Raw genomic sequence first — 21,181 nt, 5'->3', positions numbered from 1 at the left:
GTTACATACAACAATTGGCTATTTTATTTACAGGGCAGAGAGCAACTAAAAAAAATAATCAAAATTGAATTTAATTTTAGTGTGCGGGAGCAAAGAGGCAAGCCGTTGTTGTTCTTGATCAGAGATGGGAACTTTATACAAAACCAGTTCTTCTAGGAGGGTTAATGCCGCCATTTCTTCAGGAAAATGCTCAATAGGATTGTAGGTTAGGTCTAGGCGTCTAAGGTTTTTAAGCATTCCAATACTAGGAGGAAGTTCATAAATTTGATTGTAAGAAAGATCTAATAACTCTAGAGCTTGCCAACCTGCTATCTCATCAGGCAAATAAAAAAGTGCGTTTTTGACTAAATGCAAATGCTGTATTTCTGTCCAATATTCTACTGTAGCAGGTAATGTCTGTAATTGATTTCTAGATAAATCTAAATCTTGTAAATTGTGTAAACATTTTACAGCATTAGGTAGTTTAGTTAATAAATTGTCAGCTAAATGAAGTGCTTTTAGATTGGTCCATAAGTCAAAGTTGTTGGGTATTTCTTGAAGTTTATTTTTATTTAAGTTCAAATATTGGAGGTTGTACAGGTCAGTCAAGGGAGAAGAAAGAGTACTTAGAGCATTGTTAGATAAATTAATATGTTCCAATGATTGAAGCTCGGATAGGTTAAGTGGTAATTGTTTAAGGTTTAGGTTTGACCAATCCAATTTAGTATTCACAAATAACTGGACATAGTCTTCTATCGAAGGTGTTTGGGTCGGTACTAAATTGTTATAAGGATGAAGCAATTCCAACAGATTTGCCCCTAAGGCTACAGCGATATTTTGCGCTAAAAGGATGTTGTCAGGACAACCACTTTTTAAGAGGGATAACAATTGTATATTTTCCTTGGGAGTTGGCACAACTGGCAAATTATTTTTTCTTAGAAAAGAATTAAATGAAAGTAATTGATGTTGTTCACGATCAAATTCAAATTAATCAGATAAAGATACAAACAAGGATGCTTCTATTCTAAAAAAAATAATTAAATTAACGGGGGGGCAAACATTAGTCTGCTGGAGAATCGTATTAACTGTGCAGCTACTAAAGTATACTTTATGATAATACTCCGTTGATTATTCCCTCTGGTCATGAGGGCGCAAGCTTAGTTTTTTAGTTTTGCTACGAACCCGTAGGCTCACGAAGTAAAAATATAAAAAATTATTTGCATTAATTTGATTATCAGTCTTTTAGTGTAAAGGTTGATAGAGGGGCATCTTACTGATAATCAACTGCGAAGCACTCATGTAATGAACTAATAAAGTTTAGCTGCGCTGCTACTGCGTGGTTTCAACGGAGTAATGTTATGAGTATTGCATGGTTTATAGTCAATATAGTAGACTTTGAAGTCTATAAAGCTTTGAATAAATGAGCATAGAACCTACTTTTCAAAACCAAAATCAATAAATATATAAAATACCCTTTTAAATGAACATTTTAGTAATAAACTGCGGAAGTTCTTCTGTAAAAGCTGCCGTTATCAATGGAGAAACTGGAAATAATTTGTTGACCATGAGTATAGAGCGAGTTTTAGATAAGCCTCTCGTTCACATCAATGAAACAACTTTAGAGTGTCCTGAGGTAGGACATGAAGCCGCTTTAAATTTTGCTTTACCATTAGTTAAAGAACATTTAGGGAATCATACCTTAGATGGTGTTGGGCATCGTGTTGTGCATGGAGGAAACAAATTTGATACACCTGTTTTGATTGATGAGACCGTCGAAAAAGCCATACACGATGTCAGTGGCTTGGCTCCGTTGCACAACCCTGTCAATTTATTAGGAATTACTGTAGCTCGAAATGTATTTAGCAACTTGCCTCATGTAGCTGTTTTTGATACTTCTTTTCATCAAACAATGCCCAAACGTGCTGTTGAATATGCATTGCCAAAGCAAATTCGAGAAAAGCATGGTTTACGTCGTTATGGGTTTCATGGAACAAGCCATGAGTATGTGGCTGAATTGGCAGCAGAACATTTGCAAGCAGATTTAAATTCTTTAAGGGTGATTACTTGCCATTTGGGAAATGGAGCTAGTGTGACGGCTGTTGAGTATGGACGTTCTGTGGAGACTTCTATGGGAATGACTCCTTTAGAAGGTCTGGTTATGGGAACTCGTTCTGGAGATGTTGATCCTGGTATTTTGTTGCATGTGGCAAGAGAAGAAGAAATGTCTATGAAAGACTTAGATCAATTGCTGAATAAAAAAAGTGGCTTGGTTGGATTGTCTGGATGGAGTAATGATATGAGAGATATTATTGAAAAATCAACGAATGGAGACGAGGATTGCCGTTTGGCTTTACAAGTATTTACACATCGTTTACGTAAGTATATTGGCGCTTATGCGGCGGTAATGGGCGGCGTTGATGCCATTATATTTACAGGGGGTATTGGTGAGAATAGTCCTGTGGTTCGACATCGTACAACACAACGTCTCGATTTTTTGGGAGCTTTGATTAATGAAGATAAAAACCATGACATAAAGCTATCGGATGACGAACCTGTGCAAGATTTTTCTATGAATCATAGTCGTGTAAAGCTATTGGCAGTTAAGACTAATGAGCAATATGCAATTGCTCAAGAAGCACTACGGATTATACAAGAAAAAACAAAGGTAAATACGATTCCAACGATTCCCATTGCTGTTTCTGGGCGCCATATTCATTTAACTCAAGGTGCCGTAGATGCCTTGTTTGGAAAAGGGTATGAATTGACTGAGAAAGCACCTTTATCTCAGCCAGGGCAGTTTGCTTGCAATGAACAGGTAACAATTGTCGGACCTAAAAACCAAATAGAACGTGTGCGTGTGCTAGGACCAACTCGCCCTAAAAATCAATTGGAAATCTCTAGAACGGATGAATTTTTCTTAGGAGTAGATGCCCCCGTTCGAGCGTCGGGAAAGGTTGAAAACACCCCTGGTATTAAACTAATTGGTCCTGAAGGTGTTTATAATATGACAGAAGGAGTTATTTGCGCTTGGCGACACATACACATGACTCCTGAAGATGCTCAAGTATTTGGCGTGGCAGATAAAGATATTGTTGATGTAGAAGTAAGCAACGGTTTGAGACCATTAACCTTTGGAAATGTATTGGTTCGAGTTTCACCCAAATACAAGTTAGAAATGCATATCGATACGGATGAAGCCAATGCGGCAGAATTGCCTAGGTATTCGGAAGGAGTGTTAAATAAAACCAAAGGAAGTGCTCACCTTCTTAAACGTAAAAAAAGACATTAAGCGTATTGTTTATTTTTAATTGCTTGCAATTCAGTTGTTTGTTTTGCTTTTAGAAAGTTGGAACGACAATTGCAATAAGATAAGTACAAACAATTGAAATGTTAATTTATTTTCTAATGTTTGAGTTCTTTTAAGGATTAATTGGCTTCTGATATAGAAAAAAGTCGATTAATTTTATTGAGATAATTAGTTGTTGTCTTTATTATGTACTATCTTGTATGTAATAATGAGCCTATAGCAAACTAATTTTAACACCTTAAATTTAAAAATCATGAGGCTATTAACATCCGTTTTTGCACTAATCTTATTGATGTCTTGTTCTGTTTTAGGACAAAATTTAGGTGCAGCACCAAGTATGGGAGCTCCAAAAGCAACAGAGGCTAAAGATATTGTTATAAAATTAAATGAAACCACAGGAAAGATAGAATTATTCGATGCAAAAAGTAATCAAAGTATTACACAACAGTATCAATTAGATCTTCTTGAAGTCGAAATTTTTGACGCCAATGGCGAATATGCAGGTTCGTTAGAACTGAAAGATTTTGCGCTGCCCAAAAATGAAATAGAAAAAACAGAAAAGGTAAAAGTTGCCAATATGCGCTTTAAACATATGGCATCTGGAGAACAAATGACATTGTCTAATGTTGATTTTGCTAGATAAGCATGCAAACACATTTTAATCGAGCATTTAAGTACGGAGATGGTTTGTTTGAAACAATTCGAGTTCGTCAAGGCAAAATTCTTTTTTTAGAAAAACATTTTGCTAGACTATCTAAAGGGTTGAATACCTTGCAAATGCAAGACTCCAAAAAGCCACTGTCTCTAGATAGCTTTCAAGAAATATTACAAGATTTTTTATCAAAACAGAGTGATGCGAATCTCAGAATTCGCATCACTTTTTTTAGAAAAGGAGGTGGATTGTATACTCCTAATGAAACAGATTATGATTATTATATAGAAGGCAGTCCTTTGTGTCAAGAAGCTTTTGAGTTGAATATTGATGGTCTTCGATTAGGGTGTTGCACGACTGTGCAATTACCTATAGATCAACTTTCTAACCTTAAAACAACCAGTGCCCTTCCATATGTGCTGGCAGCTTTAGAAAAAAAAGCAAAGGCTTGGCAAGATTGCTTGATACTTAATTCAAAAGGAGCAATAGCCGAATCAATTGCTGCCAATGTGTTTGTCGTTAAAAATCAAAAAATTTATACACCAGATTTGAATGAGGGGTGCATTGCAGGTGTCATGCGGCAAAATGTCATCGAAATTGCTGAAGAAATGAAGATGGTGTTGGAACAAGGAACGCTTGTTTGGAAAGATGTTTTGGAAGCAGACGAAATTTGGCTGACCAATTCAATTAGAGGAATTCAATGGGTTTCTCAAGTAGAAGGAAGGTCTAATATTTTAACCAACAAGAGGGCAAAACGGTTGATAACTAGGCTTAATCAAAAAGTTGAAGCCAAATTATAAGCGTCTAAATAGGGCAGTTTTTAAATTAAATGAGTATATTAATATAATACTCCGTTGATTTTTTAGTTTTTCTACAAAAAACGTAAAAAAGCATCTTGTATTAGTTTGATTACCAGTCTTTTAGTGTAAAGGTTGGTAAAAAATACATCTTGCTGATAATCAAACTAATACGATTTTTCAACGGAGTAATGTTAATAGTCATTTTTTGCTTTTTGTTCACAATGCAAGCATACTATAAAAAGAATCAAAAGTAATTGCTTACTGGATTAAAAACTTTTTGCTAGTTGTGGCAGATAGCCTTTTATTGCTCTTTTGAATACTATTGTTCTGCCCCTTGTCAAGGGGATAAAAGAATATTTTAGAAAGTCCCGTTGTTTTAGAAAAGACCCCCTTATGGATTTAGAAACTGTAGATGATCATTTTCATGATATTGAAAATGTAGATGATGTGCCCTTAAATAGGTCAGTATTACATCTTTTGGCAAAGAATAGTCAATTAAAAGCAGAAGAACTTGAATTAGGTTATCAAAAAAGTTCTCTGTATCCAACTTCTCAAGAATGGCTTAATATTGCTTACCGCTTCTTTTTAGGGGTAGGACTACTCTTGTTCCTTTCTGGCATTATTTTCTTTTTTGCGTATAATTGGGATAGCTTGCACAAGTTTGCAAAATTGGGTTTGATCCAATTGGGGATATTGAGCATTGGAATTCCTTTGATCGTGACAAAACCTTCTGACTTTGTTATAAAGTTAGGTTTAACAGCAATTTCTGTTCTAGTAGGAATTGCTTTTGCTGTATTTGGGCAGATTTACCAGACAGGAGCAGATGCTTACGACTTTTTCTTAGGATGGTCTGTATTTGTAACTGCGTGGGTTGCTATTGCTGCTTTTCCATTTTTATGGTTTTTCTACCTAGTCTTAATCAATATAACAATAGTCTTGTACCTTGTACAAGTTCAAATGTACACACATGAAGAAGTGCTAAGTTTAATCATAGCTTTTATCAATACAATCGCGTTGTGTCTCTGGGAATATGCGATTAAAGGAGACCGTAGCGATTGGGTGCATGCTTTATTGACAAGGATGATTGGTGCAGTAGTAGTCATTACTCTGACGATAGGTATGATTTGGGTGATATTTGATTTTAGAGCAGCAGTAGACTTATCAGTAATAAATATAGTATTTTATTTAGGGGTATTAATTGGAGGAAGTTGGTACTACATTAAAAAAGGCAAAGACATTGGCTTTACAACAATGCTTGCTCTTTCTGTATTAGTAATTGGCAATGCTTGGATTATATCTCTTGTAGACCACAATTTTAATGAGGGGATCTTTTTATTGCTGAGTATTGGAAATCTAGGAGCAACTGTTTTTTTAGTGATGAAACTTGTTCAAATCAAAAAAAGATGGGAGCAGATAGCGAAAGAAACTTCAAGCCCTTATAATCAACTAGACCATGAAGCTTAAAAACAAAATAAATTTAAAAGGGTTATTAAAAATATATAAGGAAGCAGGAGTTAACCCTAAGTTGGATACAAAGGCTTTTCAAAAAGATTATCAGCGTTTAGAAGATAATAAAACGTCTGTATTAATTCAAATTTTAATTTTTGGAGGGGCACTATTTGCGGCTGGTTTCTTTTTTTCTTTTTTGGCAGCGATAGGTTTGCTCGACTCCAAAGTAGGAATGCTTGGGTTAGGAGTTATGATTACAATACTTAGCCTGATTATTCCATATGCCTCTAATCAAAAAACGAATACAGAGTCTGTTTCGATGGCGCTGATGATTGTAGGAACAGTTTTGTTTTCGATTGGTTTTATAGGAGGAAGAGAGAGTTTTGAGGCATTCCTTTGGGTGTCTTTGGTGGTATCATTATTGATAACAATTTTGGCAGGGAGTCATTTGCAAAAATTTGCAGCAATATGTTGTTTTAATGCTTGTGCTTATTGGCTTATTGCCGAATATTGGAAAATCCCTGTTTTATTTAATTTCCTCATTCTTGTAAATGCTATAATTGTTACTATTGGGTGGTTAAAGGAAGCAAAAGTTTTGAGTAGTTATCCTTGGTTAGGGCAATGGTATAGTTCAATACTAAATGCCTGTTCTATTTCTATGATTGGATTGTTATCAGGGTCTGTAAATTGGAATGGGGGCTACCAATATGAAGACCAATTAGCTGAATGGGGGAGCTACTGGTGGATTTCAACGTTGTTGTTACTTAGTCTGGTAATTTGGTCGCTCAGCGAAACGATTGATTTAGTAGGCAAGCAGGTTCCCAAGATTCCTATTTTGGTTGGAACTAGTATCGCATTATTATTGCTAATAAAAGCACCAGGGATAGTAGGAGGTGTTTTGCTTTTGTTTTTGGGTATTTATTCTGGATATCGCTTATTGGCTGGACAAGGAATTTTGACCATATTCTTTTTCACAGTTCTATTTTATTACAACTTAAATACGACTTTATTATTTAAGTCGATGTTGATGATAGGTGCTGGGCTGTTATTTTTAGCTTTGGGAGCAGGGATGAAACGCATACATGATTCAGAGTTGTCAAAGCCCTCTAAATAAATATTATGAAAGGATACAAAAAAGTCATTTTTATAAGCAACTTAATTTTATTTTTTGGCGTGTTTAATTGGATGATTGTTCAGAAAGAAAATACGATAAAAAATGGAACCTTAGTGTTGTTAGATTTATATCCTCTAGACCCAAGATCGCTAATGCAGGGAGATTATATGCGGTTGAGGTATGAGATGACGAATACTTGGAATATGGACGACAGTTTTTCTCCTAGAGGATATTGCATTGTTAAAAAAAGTGCTACTAATGTGGCTTCTTACGAACGCTTACAAGACAACAATAAGGGGTTGGCATCTGATGAAATTGCAATTAAGTATTATGGTAGTAGTTCGGGGAGTATAAAAATAGGCGCCGAGTCCTTTATGTTTGAAGAAGGGCAAGCAGCTACTTATGAAAAGGCAGCGTATGGAGGTTTGAGGGTTGCTGCGGATGGCTCAGCAGTGCTGGTTGGGTTGTATGATGCCTCAGGGCAGAAAATTATAAATAATTACGATATAGAGTAGAATGGAAGATTTTTTTGCAGAAAACAACAAACAACCTAGGGAGTTAGAGGATTCATTTGAACGTGTTTTTGATTTGTCCCCAGATTGTATGCTCAAAATAAGGACAATAGATTTAAGATTTGTTGCTGTAAATCAACAAGCTTGTGATTTATATGGTTACAGCAAAAAAGAATTTTATACAATGTCAGTGTTTGATGTTGATTTAGACAGTAGCGCAAAAAATAGGATTAATGCTCTTTTGGAGCAATATCACATTGGAGAGGTCATTGATGTAGAAGGAATTAGCAAGAAAAAAAATGGAACCTTATTTCCTGTCCAAGTTCGCTATTCTAAAATTGACGAAAATCATGTGTTAGCGGTTGTTCGTGAACTATCTGAAAAGAAAAAAAATGAAAATCTCAATCTAGAATTATTGAATGTTTTAGAAATACAAAAACGACAAAACCTTGAATTACGTTTAAATAAAGATGTCCTTCGAATGGTTGCTAGACAGGAGCCAGTAGACGATATTTTATTAATGCTGGCGGAACGAATGGAAGGACTATTAGAAGAAGTTAGGGTCTCTATTTTGTTGTTGGATGGCAATCGTCTATTGGTCAAATCGGCGCCTAGTTTGCCCAAAGAATTTATTGAATCAATCCATGGAATTACTGTTGGGGTTGATATTTTGCCTTGTTGTATTGCTGCAGAATCAAAAAGACAGGTGATTGTTCCTAATTTGCATGCTGATCCATTTTATATAAATTGTAGAAGCTTGGCAAAGATGTTTGGAATTACGTCTTGTTGGTCGACTCCTATTATTTCGCCCAAGGGAGAAGTTTTGGGTACTTTTGCATTTTATTCTGCAACGGTTAGGGAACCTGTGTCGATAGAAATGGATTTGATTTTGATGGCAGCAGACTTGGCAGAAGTTGCTATAGAGCAGAGTTATTACAAAACAAGTTTAAAAAAAATTAATAAAAAATATTTAAAACAAAACAAAGAATTAGAAATAACCAAAAAAATTCTAGAAGAGGATAAAAAGATCCTAGAAGATAGAGAAGAACAATTGAAAGAAGCGCAATTACTCTCTAAAGTAGGTAGTTGGCACTATACCTTTGATACACAAGAGTTGCTATGGTCAGAACAACAATACCGAACGTATAATGTAGATCTTTCTACTCCGACAACAGAACTTTACAATATTTATATCAAAAAAATAAAAAAAGAGGACGAAGAAAAATTTCGGAATGTCATTATTGCAGCCATAGAAGGAGACGACCCTAACTTTAAGTACGAGCATAAGTTTTTGGACGACAGTGGTACGTATCGTTATATACTAGGCATTGGTCGAGTTGAAAAAGATGCAACAGGCAAAACGCTTTATATTAAAGGAACTGAGCAGGACGTAACAGAATTAAAGTTGGCTCAAGAAGCTGCCCTCAAAAATGAATTAAAGTTTAATGAGTTGATTTCTAACATCAACGAAATTGTTTTTATTGTAGAGCTAGAAGACGAAAAAGAGTATAATAATCCGATCACTTATATCAATGGAGATACGATTGGTATCTTTGGATACACGCACCAAGAGCTCAAAAATGATCCTCTATTATGGCCTAGTAGAATTCATTCGGATGATTTTGAATTGGTAGTAGCGCAAGGAGAAAAATTACACGAAACAGGGAAACCTATTGTTAGAGAGTATCGCTTTAAACATAAAGATGGTTATTATTTGTGGATAGAGGATAATATATCTGTTGGAGGAGAGGAGAATAAGCAGACTAGATTGTATGGGAGTGCTAGGGATATTACCAAACGAAAAAAATCGGAGGCCGCAATTTTAGAAGGAAGAGAACGATTGCAGTTGGCAACGCAAGCTGCTCGTTTAGGGAGTTATGATTGGCAAATTGCAGAGAATTTATTGCATTGGAACGATAGAATGTATGAATTGTTTGGTTTGGAAAAAGGAGTTGGGAATGCCTTTTATAATAAAAATGAATACATTGCTTCTATCTTGCACCCAGATGATCAAGTAAGGGTAATGAATGCTTATTTATACAATCTTAGCAATAGAGAATTGTTTAATTATAAAAATGAATACCGTGTAATTATTCATGGAAAGATAAAATACATCGAAAGTCATGTCATTTATTTTCGAGATAAAAAGGGTATTGCTTCTAGGGTTATTGGTACCTGTTTGGATGTAACAGAGCGAAAAGAGGCAGAGGCACTTTTGATTTCTAATGAAGAAAAAGATGTTTTACTTAAAGAGATTCATCATCGAGTGAAAAATAATTTGCAAGTAATTACCAGTCTTTTGAGTTTGCAGTCAAGTTATCTTAAGGACGATGACCAAAAACGAATTTTTGCAGATAGTCAGTATCGAATCAATTCCATGGCAATTGTTCATGAAATGTTGTATCAGTCGGATAATCTCTCTAAGTTAGATTACCGCCATTATTTGCGAGAATTGAGTGAATATTTAATTCGTTCTATTAAGGGGGCTGATAATAATGTCGAGTTGATATTGAATATTCCAGATATTAGTTTGGGCATAGATACAGCGATTCCTTTAGGATTGCTCATTAATGAAATATTAACCAATTCTTTAAAATATGGAATTAAGAAAGACAATGCAGGGATTATTACTATAGCCATACATCGACAAGAAAATGAGGACACAATATCTCAGAAGGCTTCCTTTGTGTTAGAAATAGGAGATGATGGAGAAGGCTATTCTGATAGTATTAATTTTAAAAATACCAATTCCTTAGGTTTGAGGTTAATCAATAACTTAACCCGTCAACTAGAAGGAACCATGCAAAAAGATAACTCTAAAAAAGGAACCAATTATATCATTTCATTCAAAGAGGTTTAAATGTTACGTATTCTTATCTGCTTATTAATGGCAACGGTTGTTCAGGCTAATCCTATTGAGCCAATTGTTGTGACAGATCAAACACTACAAATTAACGGAGAACAACGTTTTTTCTTTGCATTCGAAACAGGAGATGAAATTGTATTGGATCTTTCTATGTTAAAAGGAAAGTTTGTTAAAGCCGTTGAAGTCTTGGTTTATCAAGGCGAAACAAAGTATCAAGTATTGCAAGTAGATGCTTTGAATCGAAAGAAAATTCGAGTATTTGAACGAGCGATTTATGAGTTTAGGTTAAAGTCGGGAGGAGCAAAACGGGTTCGGTTCAAAATAGAACGCATTCCTTATTCGAGTGCTAGAGTTGATTTTGATACGCACGTAGAATGGCGGACGATAACAGATACTATTCGCCGAAATTATAGCGAAAAAATCACTACTATTTATGATACTACTTATGTAACTAAATATCGTAGAGTTTTAAAAAGAACAGATTTAGATGTCGTTGAAGTTGCTAATCAAGAGGAACGAGTCCATTCCAGAACCAACTTAACCAATGACAATATTAGTACTCTAAGTTTTAATTTACCTCCTTCTATTCAAGAAAATTCTTTGGAGCAGCAAGTCGTTGGTTGGGCGTATTGGGTTGGAGTAGGACAGGAAGGGACTGAAAGTTATAACAAAGAACTAAAAAAGTTTCTTCAAACTGCGGCAACAAAAATTGTTACTAAAAACATCTTAGCAGGATTAGCCCTAGGAGTTTATGCTGTTTCTGTCAATCCTCCGCAGGGAGAAAATATTCAATACGAATTGTTTGTTGAGAATAAGGGGCAAAAAACTCGGATTGCTTCAGGAGATGTAACAACTGCTTTTGGTCGAGAAATGAAGGAACTGCAAGGAAGAGTACACCTAACCTTGAATAATGATAATTTTTTGAATGGCTTAAATGTTGGGTTTAAAATAGCTGCTGTTGTTGAACGACGTATTTATAGGATGGAAGGGTATCAAGAACGAAAAATTGCAGCGTTGGAACTAAAAGATATTAAAGGGCGGGTAATTCTTAGAAAACGTGAGGTGCCTGTTATTAATGCGTGGTGATTGAACCAACAAAAAAAGCCCTGTATGGTATTTGACCATGCAGGGCTTGCAAAATATTGTTGCTTTAGTTGTTTTTGATTACTTCAACGCGTTTGTTTTCTTCTTCAGGTGCTGGCTCGGATTTGGTTTCTTCGGTAGAGGTGGCTTTTGCTCCGACACCAACTTCATTCCCTTTATCATCCAACATTTTTAAAAGTTTTCCTTTATCGTAAAACATTGTCCGCATGACGTAGCCATTGTCATCGTATTCTTTCCATTCACCATCACGAGCATAGTCGCGGATATAGGTATTGGTTTCAGGATCGAAAACTTCAGTTACCTTAGGATGATAACTTCCCTCTAGTTTTAGTTTCTGATTTCTGAAAAATGCCTGATATTCGCCTGTACGGACAGCCTTTCTTCCTGTTATTTTGGTTGATTCAATACGTTTTTTAGGTTCCAAACCATAGTCCTTGTAAATATCAAAACGGCGATCCAACTCAGCAGGCTCAATGGAATAACTAGGATCTGTAATCCAAGTAGCAAAATTGTAATTCATACGATAAAAATTAGGCAATTCTACCAATTGAAAATGATACTCGTAAGGAAGCTTTAAAGTGTAATAAATCGTATCGATAGTTACATCAGAAGGGTTGGGAGAAAAAACAGTGGTTCCTTTTTCTTCGATATTCCCATTGTTGTAATAACGCACAAAAGGACCTGTCGGCAAACCATCTTTATAAGTCGTTTCATATTTTAATTTGCCATTATCATGGTATTGCATAAATTTGCCATTTAAAACCCCATTTTCGTAAATAGCTGCTTGATAATTTTTACGTTCTATGGTAGATTTCCAAAAACCATGACGTTTGCCATTGCGATTATAATTCCCTGTTTCTACAAATTCTCCTTTTAGGCCTTGGTTGTATTCAATCCATCGACCTATTTTTTTCCCATTGGAGTAGGTTCCAATACCAGAAAGCAGTTCTTCTGTGCCAAATTTGGGGTGATAATCAACCCGGTAGTATTCTAATTTTCCACTTTTGTTGCCGTCGTCAAAGTTAAACATCCCTTTGACGTGCATGGTTGGTTCTGGGTAGTAATCATAGGTCCAGTTACCTATTTTGATGCCATTTTGATAAAAACCATCCGTCATTTTTTTACCACTATTATAAAATACCCATTGACCATGACGAATACCAGTGCTCATTAACCCTGTTGCTAGAATTTTTCCAGTAGGACTATAATAACTACAAGTGCCATCCATCAAGCCATCCACAAAATTTGCATCTACTCTAATTTTCGTTTGTGTACTAATAAAAGTCCAAGTGCCCGTTTTTTGTCCAGCAGCATTATAGTCTCCTTTTACATCAGGCACTCCTGTATATCGACTGACGGGAGAAACATAATAAAGCCATCTTCCTTCTTTGACTCCATCGTTATAATTTCCTTCTGCATAAACCAAATCTCGGTCATCTTTATGTACCCATCGCCCAACTTTGACACCATTTTCTTTACGATTCTCTTGCGCAATCAGTTGACTAGTCAAAGCTATTAGTAGTACAACAACAAGTAGTTTGTTAATCATGTTTATATTAGATTGTGATAATTCGTGAAACTCTTTATGTAAAAATAGGGTTTTTATTTGAAAGTTAGAATATCGTTCAAAATTTAAAGTGGCTTTATCAAAATAGAACTTTAATTCGAGATTGTTCTTACTCTAGTAGAGGTCTTTCAAAGCCAAAAAATTGTACTATCTCTGCCTAACAGATGATATTACAGTCATTGTAGCTGTAGTGATTGATGGCGATTTTCTAACAAATTATTAAACTTAAACCCAACATAATATAACAATAATGAAACCGAATCATAAGAAAATTAGTAAATTCTTAAGCCTAGTGTTAAGACATAAACCTGAAATTATACAACTAAATTTAGATGAAAATGGCTGGGCTAAAACCGAAGAATTACTGCATCAATTAGCAAAACATAATAGAAAAATAAGCTTTCCTATTCTGGAAGAAGTTGTTGCTAATAATGATAAGCAACGTTTTGCTTTTAATACAGATAAAACAAAAATTCGAGCAAGCCAAGGGCATTCTATAGATATTAGTTTAGGTTATCAATCTGTTAGACCACCTCGCATATTATATCACGGTACAGCAACTCGGTTTTTAGATTCCATTCTAGAAAAAGGTCTGCTAAAAAGAAATCGACACCACGTTCACTTATCTAAAGATATACATACGGCTAGCAATGTGGGGAGCCGACACGGCAAAGTGGTTATATTGGAAATCCGAGCTAAAGAAATGCATGAGGCAGGATTTGAATTTTTTGTATCAGAAAATCAAGTCTGGTTAACCGATCATGTACCTGTTGAATATTTGTCTTTAGTAGAAACTGTGGACTAGTATTTATGCATATAAAAAAGGCGTTAGCCATCGTTTTGAGTAAAACTTACGTTTTATAGGGGGAGTAGACGAGATGTTTAAATTGTTGTTGTGTAATAAACTGCATGGTATCAGTTGCTTAGTGATTGAGATCTGTTAAAAAATAGACTTGAATACCTTATTTTTAACGAAGATTTAAAGAACTTTTTTCCAATTTTAACACATAAAAAGCCTACTACATCACTAATATATTCTTAACGAAAGCCAATTTATGACAAAAAACTTTACATTTATGCATTAAGCAATTCTTTAGAAATAATCATAACCCTTATGCGTTGTATTTTTTTGTTGGCTTTTGTGACAACCCTTTTGTACACCAACTTTTCCTTTGCCCAAGACGAGCAATTGATGGGAACCATTATAGGAACGGTTCTATTAGATGATGGTACACCAGGTACTGGCGTTTTAATTTTGGTAGAAGGTACAGATATTAACACCGTAACCAGTGTAAATGGCGAATATAAATTGTTGGTGCCTGCCAACAAACTAATAAACATTAGCTATAGCTACCTTGCTTATAAAACATATAAAGAACTGGGGGTAAAAGTAGCTCCCAAAAAGCCCATAAGATTAGATGTAACATTGCTCTCGGATGCTATTAGTGGTCCTGAGGCAATTGTGGAATCTTTCGAAAAACGAGAGATAGACGCCTTGCATGTTGAGAAAGCAGATATTGAGCGCATTCCGACCACAGATGGGAACTTAACCTCTCTTATCAAGTATTTGGCACCAGGGGTAACCGCAGGAACGGGGGGAGAGTTGACGTCTCAGTACTCTGTTCGAGGAGGAAACTACGACGAAAACTTGGTGTATGTCAATGATTTTGAAATATACCGTCCACTGTTGGTTCGATCTGGACAGCAGGAAGGGTTAATTTTTCCAAATGGAGATATGTTGGATTATTTATCGTTTTCTTCAGGAGGATTTAAAGCTCAATATGGAGATAAAATGGCTTCGGTTTTGGACGTGCATTATCGCCGCCCCTACGAGTTTGAAGCTTCTGTTGGCGGTTCTTTATTAGGAGGGAGTGTCTATGTAGGAGGTGCTGTTTATAAAGATTCTATTTCTAAACAACGAAAAGTCCCCAATCGTTTTACTTATACCTTAGGGGCTCGTTACAAAACAACTTCTTATTTGTTATCTTCTTTAGATGTCAAAGGAGAGTATGTGCCTCAATTTGTAGATATACAAGGCGATTTTATTTATGATATTAATGAAAAATGGCAAGTAGAAGCTATTGGACATTATTCTAATTCCATCTATTCTTTGATTCCTAGAGAGAGTTCTACCACAACAGGGTTATTCAACCAAGCCTTGCGTTTGACCACTTTGTTTGAAGGGCAAGAAATTTCTAATTTTGAGAACTTTACAGCGGGAACAGCGATTACCTTTTTGCCTTGGGGAGGCGGAAGAGATAAAGAAATTGATACAACAGCTACAGTAGCAACTAATCTAAAGCTAAAATTGTTGGCATCTCATTATCAATCGAATGAAAACGAACGAATTGATATTATCAACTTTTACAAATTAGACGAAATAGAAACTGGTCTGGGGGAAGATAATTTTGGAGAAGTAATTGGAACGCTGGCTTATGGTGAAACGCATCACTTTGCTCGAAATTTTTTACAAGCAAACGTAACCAATGTTCAGTTAAAAGGGACTTGGTTGTACGATCGTTACGAAAGAACAGGGATTGAGAATCATCATTGGTTGAAGTGGGGAATTGGCTACAAAAATGAAATTATCAACGATAAGTTGAAGGAATGGCGTCGATTGGACTCGTTGGGTTATACTTTGCCTGTTGATACAAACCAAGTGTATATTCCCAATTATATTCGTACTACTGTTAATTTGAATTCTCATCGTCTAAATGCCTACGTTCAAAATACATGGGAACACAAATCAATGAAGCATTTGTTTCGGATGACGGCAGGTGTACGTGCTAGTTATTGGACACTCAACAAAGAGCTAATTGTTTCTCCTCGTTTGCAGATGTATTACACGCCTAGACGTTATCAAAATTCAATTGCAGATACCACTAAGAAAACAAAAGATTTAACCTTTAAATTAGCCACAGGCTTATACTATCAATCGCCTTTCTATAGAGAGTTGCGTGACTTGAGAGGTGAGGTAAACACGGGCGTAAGGGCACAAAAATCCGTGCATGTGTTGGGAGGAATTGTCTGGGATTTTATTATGTTTAAGCGTCGTTTTAAATTTATAACAGAGGCTTATTATAAACATCAATGGGACTTGATACCATACGATATAGAAAATGTTCGCATTCGATACTATGGAGACAATTTAGCAACAGGATATGTAGCAGGATTGGATTTGAGGCTAAATGGAGAGCTGGTAGACGGTTTGGAATCTTGGATTAATCTATCATTTTTAAGAGCAAGAGAATCTTTTAATGGCGTTAATCATGGTGTCAGAACGTTGAATGGAACGACTATTGATACCACATACTTGTCTGATGCCCCCAAAGCAACCGACCAGTTGGTGATTTTTTCTATGTACTTTCAAGATGATTTTCCGAAAGCTCCTTGGGCACGACTAAATTTTGCGTTTACAGTAGGAACAGGCTTGCCATTTGGTATTCCTGAAAACAATGTACAATTTAGAAATTCTTATCGTTTTGCGGCTTATCATAGAATTGACATTGGGGCTTCTTTTGGGCTTTGGGATCGCAAGATTCATATTGACAAAAAATATGATGGAAACAAAGCACTATTTAAAAAAATGTCCAAACACGCACTAAGAGGAATTCGAGGAATTTGGGTTAGTTTTGAGGTGTTTAATCTAATGGATGTTAAAAATGTGGCTTCGAATACTTGGATTAAAGATTTTTCGAATCGCAGCTATGCTATTCCTAATGTATTAACCTCTAGACGCTTTAATGTACGATTCAAGATTGATTTTTAAAAAGTTGACAAAAGTTTTTTGATTATTATTTAATTGATTTGTAGATTTTTATAAAATTATTTTAATTTAATTATAGAAAGTTCTATCGATAATTGTATGTGAAGTTTTGAGTCATGTGTTTTATTTTAGATGCATAACTTATTTGAAAACCAAAAACTTCACTTACAATTATGCAAAACAATAAATTACTTTTACTCCTAATTACCTGTTTTTGGTGCGTAGGAGGAATTGTGTGGGGGCAATGTCCGAACAGCTACACAATTAACACACAAGGGCGACCGACTTGTGCAACGGCTAATAACGGCTCCATCAATGCGTCAGGTACGACCTATTATTCAGGGTCTACTTATATTTGGAATACAGGGGCGACCAATCGTTACTTATACAATCTTCCATCAGGACATTATTCTGTAACAGTAACTGACCCAACAAATTGTACCTACACAGCAACAACTTATTTAGCCCCTTCACCAACAGGCATAACCGTCAACCCTTCCTTCTCACCTTGTAATGGTATACTATATGCCAATCCATCTTGGCCTGCTAGCCATCCTTTTACTTATGTATGGAGTGATGGGAGCACACAAGAGTCTATTCAGAATCCAGCACCAGGGGTGTATACGGTGACAGTGACGGATGCGAATGGCTGTACTGGTGTTGGTACTAAAACAGTCACTACTTATCCTCCGCCAATGTCTGCTAGCCATACAACGACTCCTGCTACATGCAATGCAAATGATGGTTCTATAGATTTGACAGTAACAGGTGGAGTTGCTCCTTATACGTTTTATTGGAATGGAGTTGCTCAAGGGCAAACAGTAGAAGATCCGATTAATGTACCAGTTGGGGCGGCAGGAGTTAGTATTCGAGATGCTAATAACTGTTACTTGTATTATACCCTAAATGTTGATGGTCCTCAAATAGAAATGGAGGTTTCTAATATGAGTTGTGGCCAAATAAATGGCTCCATTACTGTAAATACTCAAAATTTGAGTAATCCAACATTTTTGTGGAGCACAGGAGCAACAACGCCAACGATCAGCAATTTATCGACTGGAGGATATAGTGTTACCGTAACCGATGGATCATGTGTATTGACAGGTAGTGGTACCATATCAGACGGAGGGAATGTTACAGCTTATATCGTAGATTCTACTCAAAACCCTTGTGTATCGGACATCTTGACTGCATACGGAAATGGTGGCGCCTCTACAGGATGGAATCCACCCTATAATGGATATACTTACTTATGGAATACAGGAGAAACAACGCCTGTTATTAATGTACAGTCAGGTGTAGCCTTGTATATTGTAACGATAACAGACGTGAATGGTTGTTCTGGTATAGATAGTCTTTGGGCAAACAGCTTGTCAAATGGGCTTAGCTTATCTTCTGTGGTGACGGATGCTACTTGTGGCAATAGCGATGGAGCAATTGATTTAACTGTATCGAATGGAACAGCTCAATCTTTTTATTGGTCTCCAACAGGAGCTACAACAGAAGACCTCACAGGCATTGCCGCAGGGTTTCATATTGTAGAAGTCAGAAACTGGTCGGGTTGTGTATATTCAGACACCATTCCAGTAGGAGAGTTTATCGAATTTTCTTCTACCAATGCTAGTTGTGGTCAAAACAATGGCTCTGCCACAGTGCATGATTACGGAATGACTAGCCCTACTTTTTCATGGAGCAATGGAGCAACAACACCTACCATTAATAATTTGTCGGCAGGAATGTATATTGTTACAGTGACCAATGGATCTTGTGTGATTATGGATACCGTAGATATTTTGGATGCGGGGCAAATTGTAGCGGGAATCACGGCAGAGTCTGCTTGTCAGCCTGATTATTTAACCGCAGCACCAACAGACGGAGCTGCGCCATATACCTACCTTTGGGGGAATGGAGCAACGGATCAAAGTATTTTGAATGTTGTTCCTGGTAATACATACGATGTTACGATTACAGATGCTAATGGATGTGCCGATGCTACTAGTTATACTGTGCCCAATCCTCCAGCAGTAACAGCAACTTATACCATTATAGATGCTACTTGTAATAATAAGAATGGTGGAATTGATTTGACCATGACAGGAGGTGCCTTACCCTATAATTATCAGTGGTCTTATGGCAATGCCAATGTAAAAGATTTGTTTGGCATTTATCCTGGACAATATTCTGTTAGCATAACTGATAATAACGGATGTGAATTAGAAATTAATAATATGGTTGTTGGAGGTCAAACGAATATAACCGTGTCAAGAACAATTACACAGCCCAATGCATCGAATACAGGTGGAGCAATTGACATTACAGTATCGGGAGTCAACAACCCAACCTTCCTATGGAGTAACGGAGCCACAACAGAGGATATTAGCAATCTATCTGCTGGATGGTATACGGTTTCTATAACAGATCCTGCAACTGGTTGCGTGTTTGATAGAGATTATCACTTATCAGTAACTAGTACCAACATTGTTATTAGAGGGTATGTATACGATGTGTCGGGTACAGGAACTTGTCAAACTGGTTTGCCTCTGCCTTATGAAATGGTTCGTCTGCAACCGTTGGGTCTAACAACGTTTACCAATGCCCAAGGTCGTTATACCTTTAATATATCAACTCCTGGTACATATACTGTCGAATATATCAACACTTCACCATTGACAACTACTGTTATTTGTCCAACGGGAGGAACAGCAACAGTCAATGCAACAGCAAGTGGTTACTTCTTTAATAATTTCTATTTAACGAATCCACCTGTTCAGGATTTGGAAGTTGACTTGTGGGATTATAGCAATGCAACGCCAGGATTTAGTTACTATACTAGAATTGACTATTGTAACAAAGGTAATATGATTATGAATGGTACCTTAGAGTACGATTACAATAGTTTGCTAGGTTTTGAATCTATTACAGGATGGGGGTCTACCTTGACTTTTCATGATATTCCTGGACATAAATTTTACTGGTCATTTAGCAACTTGAACCCAGGTGCTTGTCGTTCTGTGGATGTTAAATTTACAGTGCCTACAAATATGACATTAGGAACATTGCTACAAGGAACAGCGGATGTTTTACCATTGGTTGGAGATGCGACGCCTGCCAACAATACCGATGGATTATCAACAACAGTAGTTGGTTCTTGGGATCCGAATGACAAGCAAGTAGCTCCTTATCATAGTGGAGATGCTTGGAATGGTGGAATCATTTACACAACAGATGAAGAATTAGAATATAATATTCGTTTCCAAAATACAGGAACAGCACCCGCTCACTTTGTCATTATTCGTGATACCTTGGATGTGAATTTATTGCCAGAAACAATTCGAGATATTAAGACAAAACATAATGCAGAAGTGAGTCTAGAGAATGGCAATATACTTGTCTTTACATTTAATAATATTTATTTGCCTGATTCAGCAACTGACTTTGATGCAAGTATGGGATTTGTAAAGTTCAAAATCAAGCGAATTGCAGGTCTACCAGTTGGAACGCAAATAGAAAACACAGCCGCTATTTATTTTGACTATAACGAGCCTGTGATTACCAATACTCCAATCAGTATTATTGATCAATTTTCTTCTGTGGTTGATATAGATAATAAAGCATTAAAAGTAGAAACAATGCCGAATCCATTTGAGCGTGGAATTACTTTAAAATATACGTTAGAAGAAACCTCAGAGGTAACCATTCGAGTTATGAATAGTATTGGTCAGTGTGTGCATACTCATATTGTAGGTGCGAGACAAGCCGAAGGAGTATATATTGAACAGTTGAATATGGAAGATTTACCAAGTGGAATGTATTTGTTAAATGTAGAAACTAGCAAGGCGATAACGACAACTAAAATTGTGAAGCGTTAGTATAAGTTATTCATTTGCCAATAGTATTTATAGCCCCCAATCAAGCAATCCTATATGAACTTTAGTTCGTATAGGATTTGCTTTTGAATGCATTGCTTCTACTGTTCGAGAATGTTAAATTTAGATTTTGTATAATCTGATTAATGGCATCTTTATTTTGATTTTGAATTATCTTGAGAATAGTTTTTGAAGTTTT

13 protein-coding genes are annotated in these 21,181 nt (G+C 36.2%); 11 read left to right on the top strand and 2 right to left on the bottom strand.

The features are described from left to right. Positions 1-45 precede the first annotated feature (45 nt). Complete coding sequence (locus CG11_RS06530) at positions 46-894, bottom strand: leucine-rich repeat domain-containing protein (RefSeq protein WP_197043791.1); 849 nt, start codon at positions 892-894, stop codon at positions 46-48. A 565-nt stretch (positions 895-1,459) separates the two neighbouring features. On the opposite strand from CG11_RS06530, the gene CG11_RS06525 reads away from it, so the two are divergent. The 8 genes from CG11_RS06525 (at position 1,460) to CG11_RS06490 (ending at position 11,765) form a co-directional block, all read left to right on the top strand. Further along, entirely contained in the window at positions 1,460-3,268 is a 1,809-nt protein-coding gene (locus CG11_RS06525; protein WP_052594342.1) for an acetate/propionate family kinase, read from the top strand. Between the two features lie 271 nt (positions 3,269-3,539). Next, complete coding sequence (locus CG11_RS06520; protein ID WP_156039682.1) at positions 3,540-3,929, top strand: hypothetical protein; 390 nt, start codon at positions 3,540-3,542, stop codon at positions 3,927-3,929. A 2-nt stretch (positions 3,930-3,931) separates the two neighbouring features. Further along, a complete protein-coding gene (locus CG11_RS06515; protein WP_052594339.1) occupies positions 3,932-4,738 on the top strand; it encodes an aminotransferase class IV in 807 nt (268 codons plus the stop codon). A 393-nt stretch (positions 4,739-5,131) separates the two neighbouring features. Beyond that, positions 5,132-6,202: a DUF2157 domain-containing protein gene (locus tag CG11_RS06510; RefSeq protein ID WP_052594337.1), complete on the top strand. Its 1,071-nt coding sequence runs from the start codon at positions 5,132-5,134 to the stop codon at positions 6,200-6,202. Beyond that, positions 6,192-7,301 (top strand): DUF4401 domain-containing protein, encoded by a 1,110-nt coding sequence (locus CG11_RS06505; protein ID WP_052594334.1) that lies wholly within the window; start codon positions 6,192-6,194, stop codon positions 7,299-7,301. The genes CG11_RS06510 and CG11_RS06505 overlap by 11 nt, the downstream gene beginning before the upstream one ends. A 5-nt stretch (positions 7,302-7,306) precedes the next feature. After that, positions 7,307-7,816 (top strand): GDYXXLXY domain-containing protein, encoded by a 510-nt coding sequence (locus tag CG11_RS06500; protein WP_052594332.1) that lies wholly within the window; start codon positions 7,307-7,309, stop codon positions 7,814-7,816. Position 7,817: 1 nt separating this feature from the next. After that, the gene (locus CG11_RS06495; RefSeq protein ID WP_052594330.1) at positions 7,818-10,673 is read left to right on the top strand and encodes a PAS domain-containing protein; all 2,856 of its coding nucleotides are present in this window, start codon (positions 7,818-7,820) and stop codon (positions 10,671-10,673) included. Further along, entirely contained in the window at positions 10,674-11,765 is a 1,092-nt protein-coding gene (locus tag CG11_RS06490) for a hypothetical protein (protein ID WP_052594327.1), read from the top strand. Between the two features lie 64 nt (positions 11,766-11,829). Here CG11_RS06490 and CG11_RS06485 read toward each other — a convergent pair whose 3' ends face one another. Continuing rightward, positions 11,830-13,332, bottom strand: coding sequence for a toxin-antitoxin system YwqK family antitoxin (locus CG11_RS06485; protein WP_052594325.1), 1,503 nt, complete (start codon positions 13,330-13,332; stop codon positions 11,830-11,832). A 268-nt stretch (positions 13,333-13,600) separates the two neighbouring features. Here CG11_RS06485 and CG11_RS06480 point away from each other — a divergent pair, with 268 nt between their 5' ends. The 3 genes from CG11_RS06480 (at position 13,601) to CG11_RS06470 (ending at position 20,985) form a co-directional block, all read left to right on the top strand. After that, positions 13,601-14,155, top strand: a complete 555-nt coding sequence (locus CG11_RS06480; RefSeq protein WP_052594322.1) for an RNA 2'-phosphotransferase — start codon at positions 13,601-13,603, stop codon at positions 14,153-14,155. 309 nt (positions 14,156-14,464) lie between these two features. Beyond that, positions 14,465-17,119 (top strand): TonB-dependent receptor plug domain-containing protein, encoded by a 2,655-nt coding sequence (locus tag CG11_RS06475; protein ID WP_052594320.1) that lies wholly within the window; start codon positions 14,465-14,467, stop codon positions 17,117-17,119. Between the two features lie 170 nt (positions 17,120-17,289). After that, positions 17,290-20,985 (top strand): T9SS type A sorting domain-containing protein, encoded by a 3,696-nt coding sequence (locus CG11_RS06470; RefSeq protein ID WP_052594318.1) that lies wholly within the window; start codon positions 17,290-17,292, stop codon positions 20,983-20,985. Positions 20,986-21,181 lie beyond the last annotated feature (196 nt).

Source organism: Aureispira sp. CCB-QB1, from assembly GCF_000724545.1.
Classification (GTDB): Bacteria; Bacteroidota; Bacteroidia; order Chitinophagales; family Saprospiraceae; genus Aureispira.
This window is presented reverse-complemented; position numbering and strand designations above follow the sequence as displayed.

Bases quoted from the DNA above. Each gene is read 5' to 3' on its own strand.
- CG11_RS06515 (WP_052594339.1), top strand. From the start codon at position 3,932: ATGCAAACACATTTTAATCGAGCATTTAAGTACGGAGATGGTTTGTTT.
- CG11_RS06525 (WP_052594342.1), top strand. From the start codon at position 1,460: ATGAACATTTTAGTAATAAACTGCGGAAGTTCTTCTGTAAAAGCTGCC.
- CG11_RS06470 (WP_052594318.1), top strand. From the start codon at position 17,290: ATGCAAAACAATAAATTACTTTTACTCCTAATTACCTGTTTTTGGTGC.
- CG11_RS06480 (WP_052594322.1), top strand. From the start codon at position 13,601: ATGAAACCGAATCATAAGAAAATTAGTAAATTCTTAAGCCTAGTGTTA.
- CG11_RS06495 (WP_052594330.1), top strand. From the start codon at position 7,818: ATGGAAGATTTTTTTGCAGAAAACAACAAACAACCTAGGGAGTTAGAG.
- CG11_RS06500 (WP_052594332.1), top strand. From the start codon at position 7,307: ATGAAAGGATACAAAAAAGTCATTTTTATAAGCAACTTAATTTTATTT.
- CG11_RS06490 (WP_052594327.1), top strand. From the start codon at position 10,674: ATGTTACGTATTCTTATCTGCTTATTAATGGCAACGGTTGTTCAGGCT.
- CG11_RS06485 (WP_052594325.1), bottom strand. From the start codon at position 13,332: ATGATTAACAAACTACTTGTTGTTGTACTACTAATAGCTTTGACTAGT.
- CG11_RS06505 (WP_052594334.1), top strand. From the start codon at position 6,192: ATGAAGCTTAAAAACAAAATAAATTTAAAAGGGTTATTAAAAATATAT.
- CG11_RS06520 (WP_156039682.1), top strand. From the start codon at position 3,540: ATGAGGCTATTAACATCCGTTTTTGCACTAATCTTATTGATGTCTTGT.
- CG11_RS06510 (WP_052594337.1), top strand. From the start codon at position 5,132: ATGGATTTAGAAACTGTAGATGATCATTTTCATGATATTGAAAATGTA.
- CG11_RS06475 (WP_052594320.1), top strand. From the start codon at position 14,465: ATGCGTTGTATTTTTTTGTTGGCTTTTGTGACAACCCTTTTGTACACC.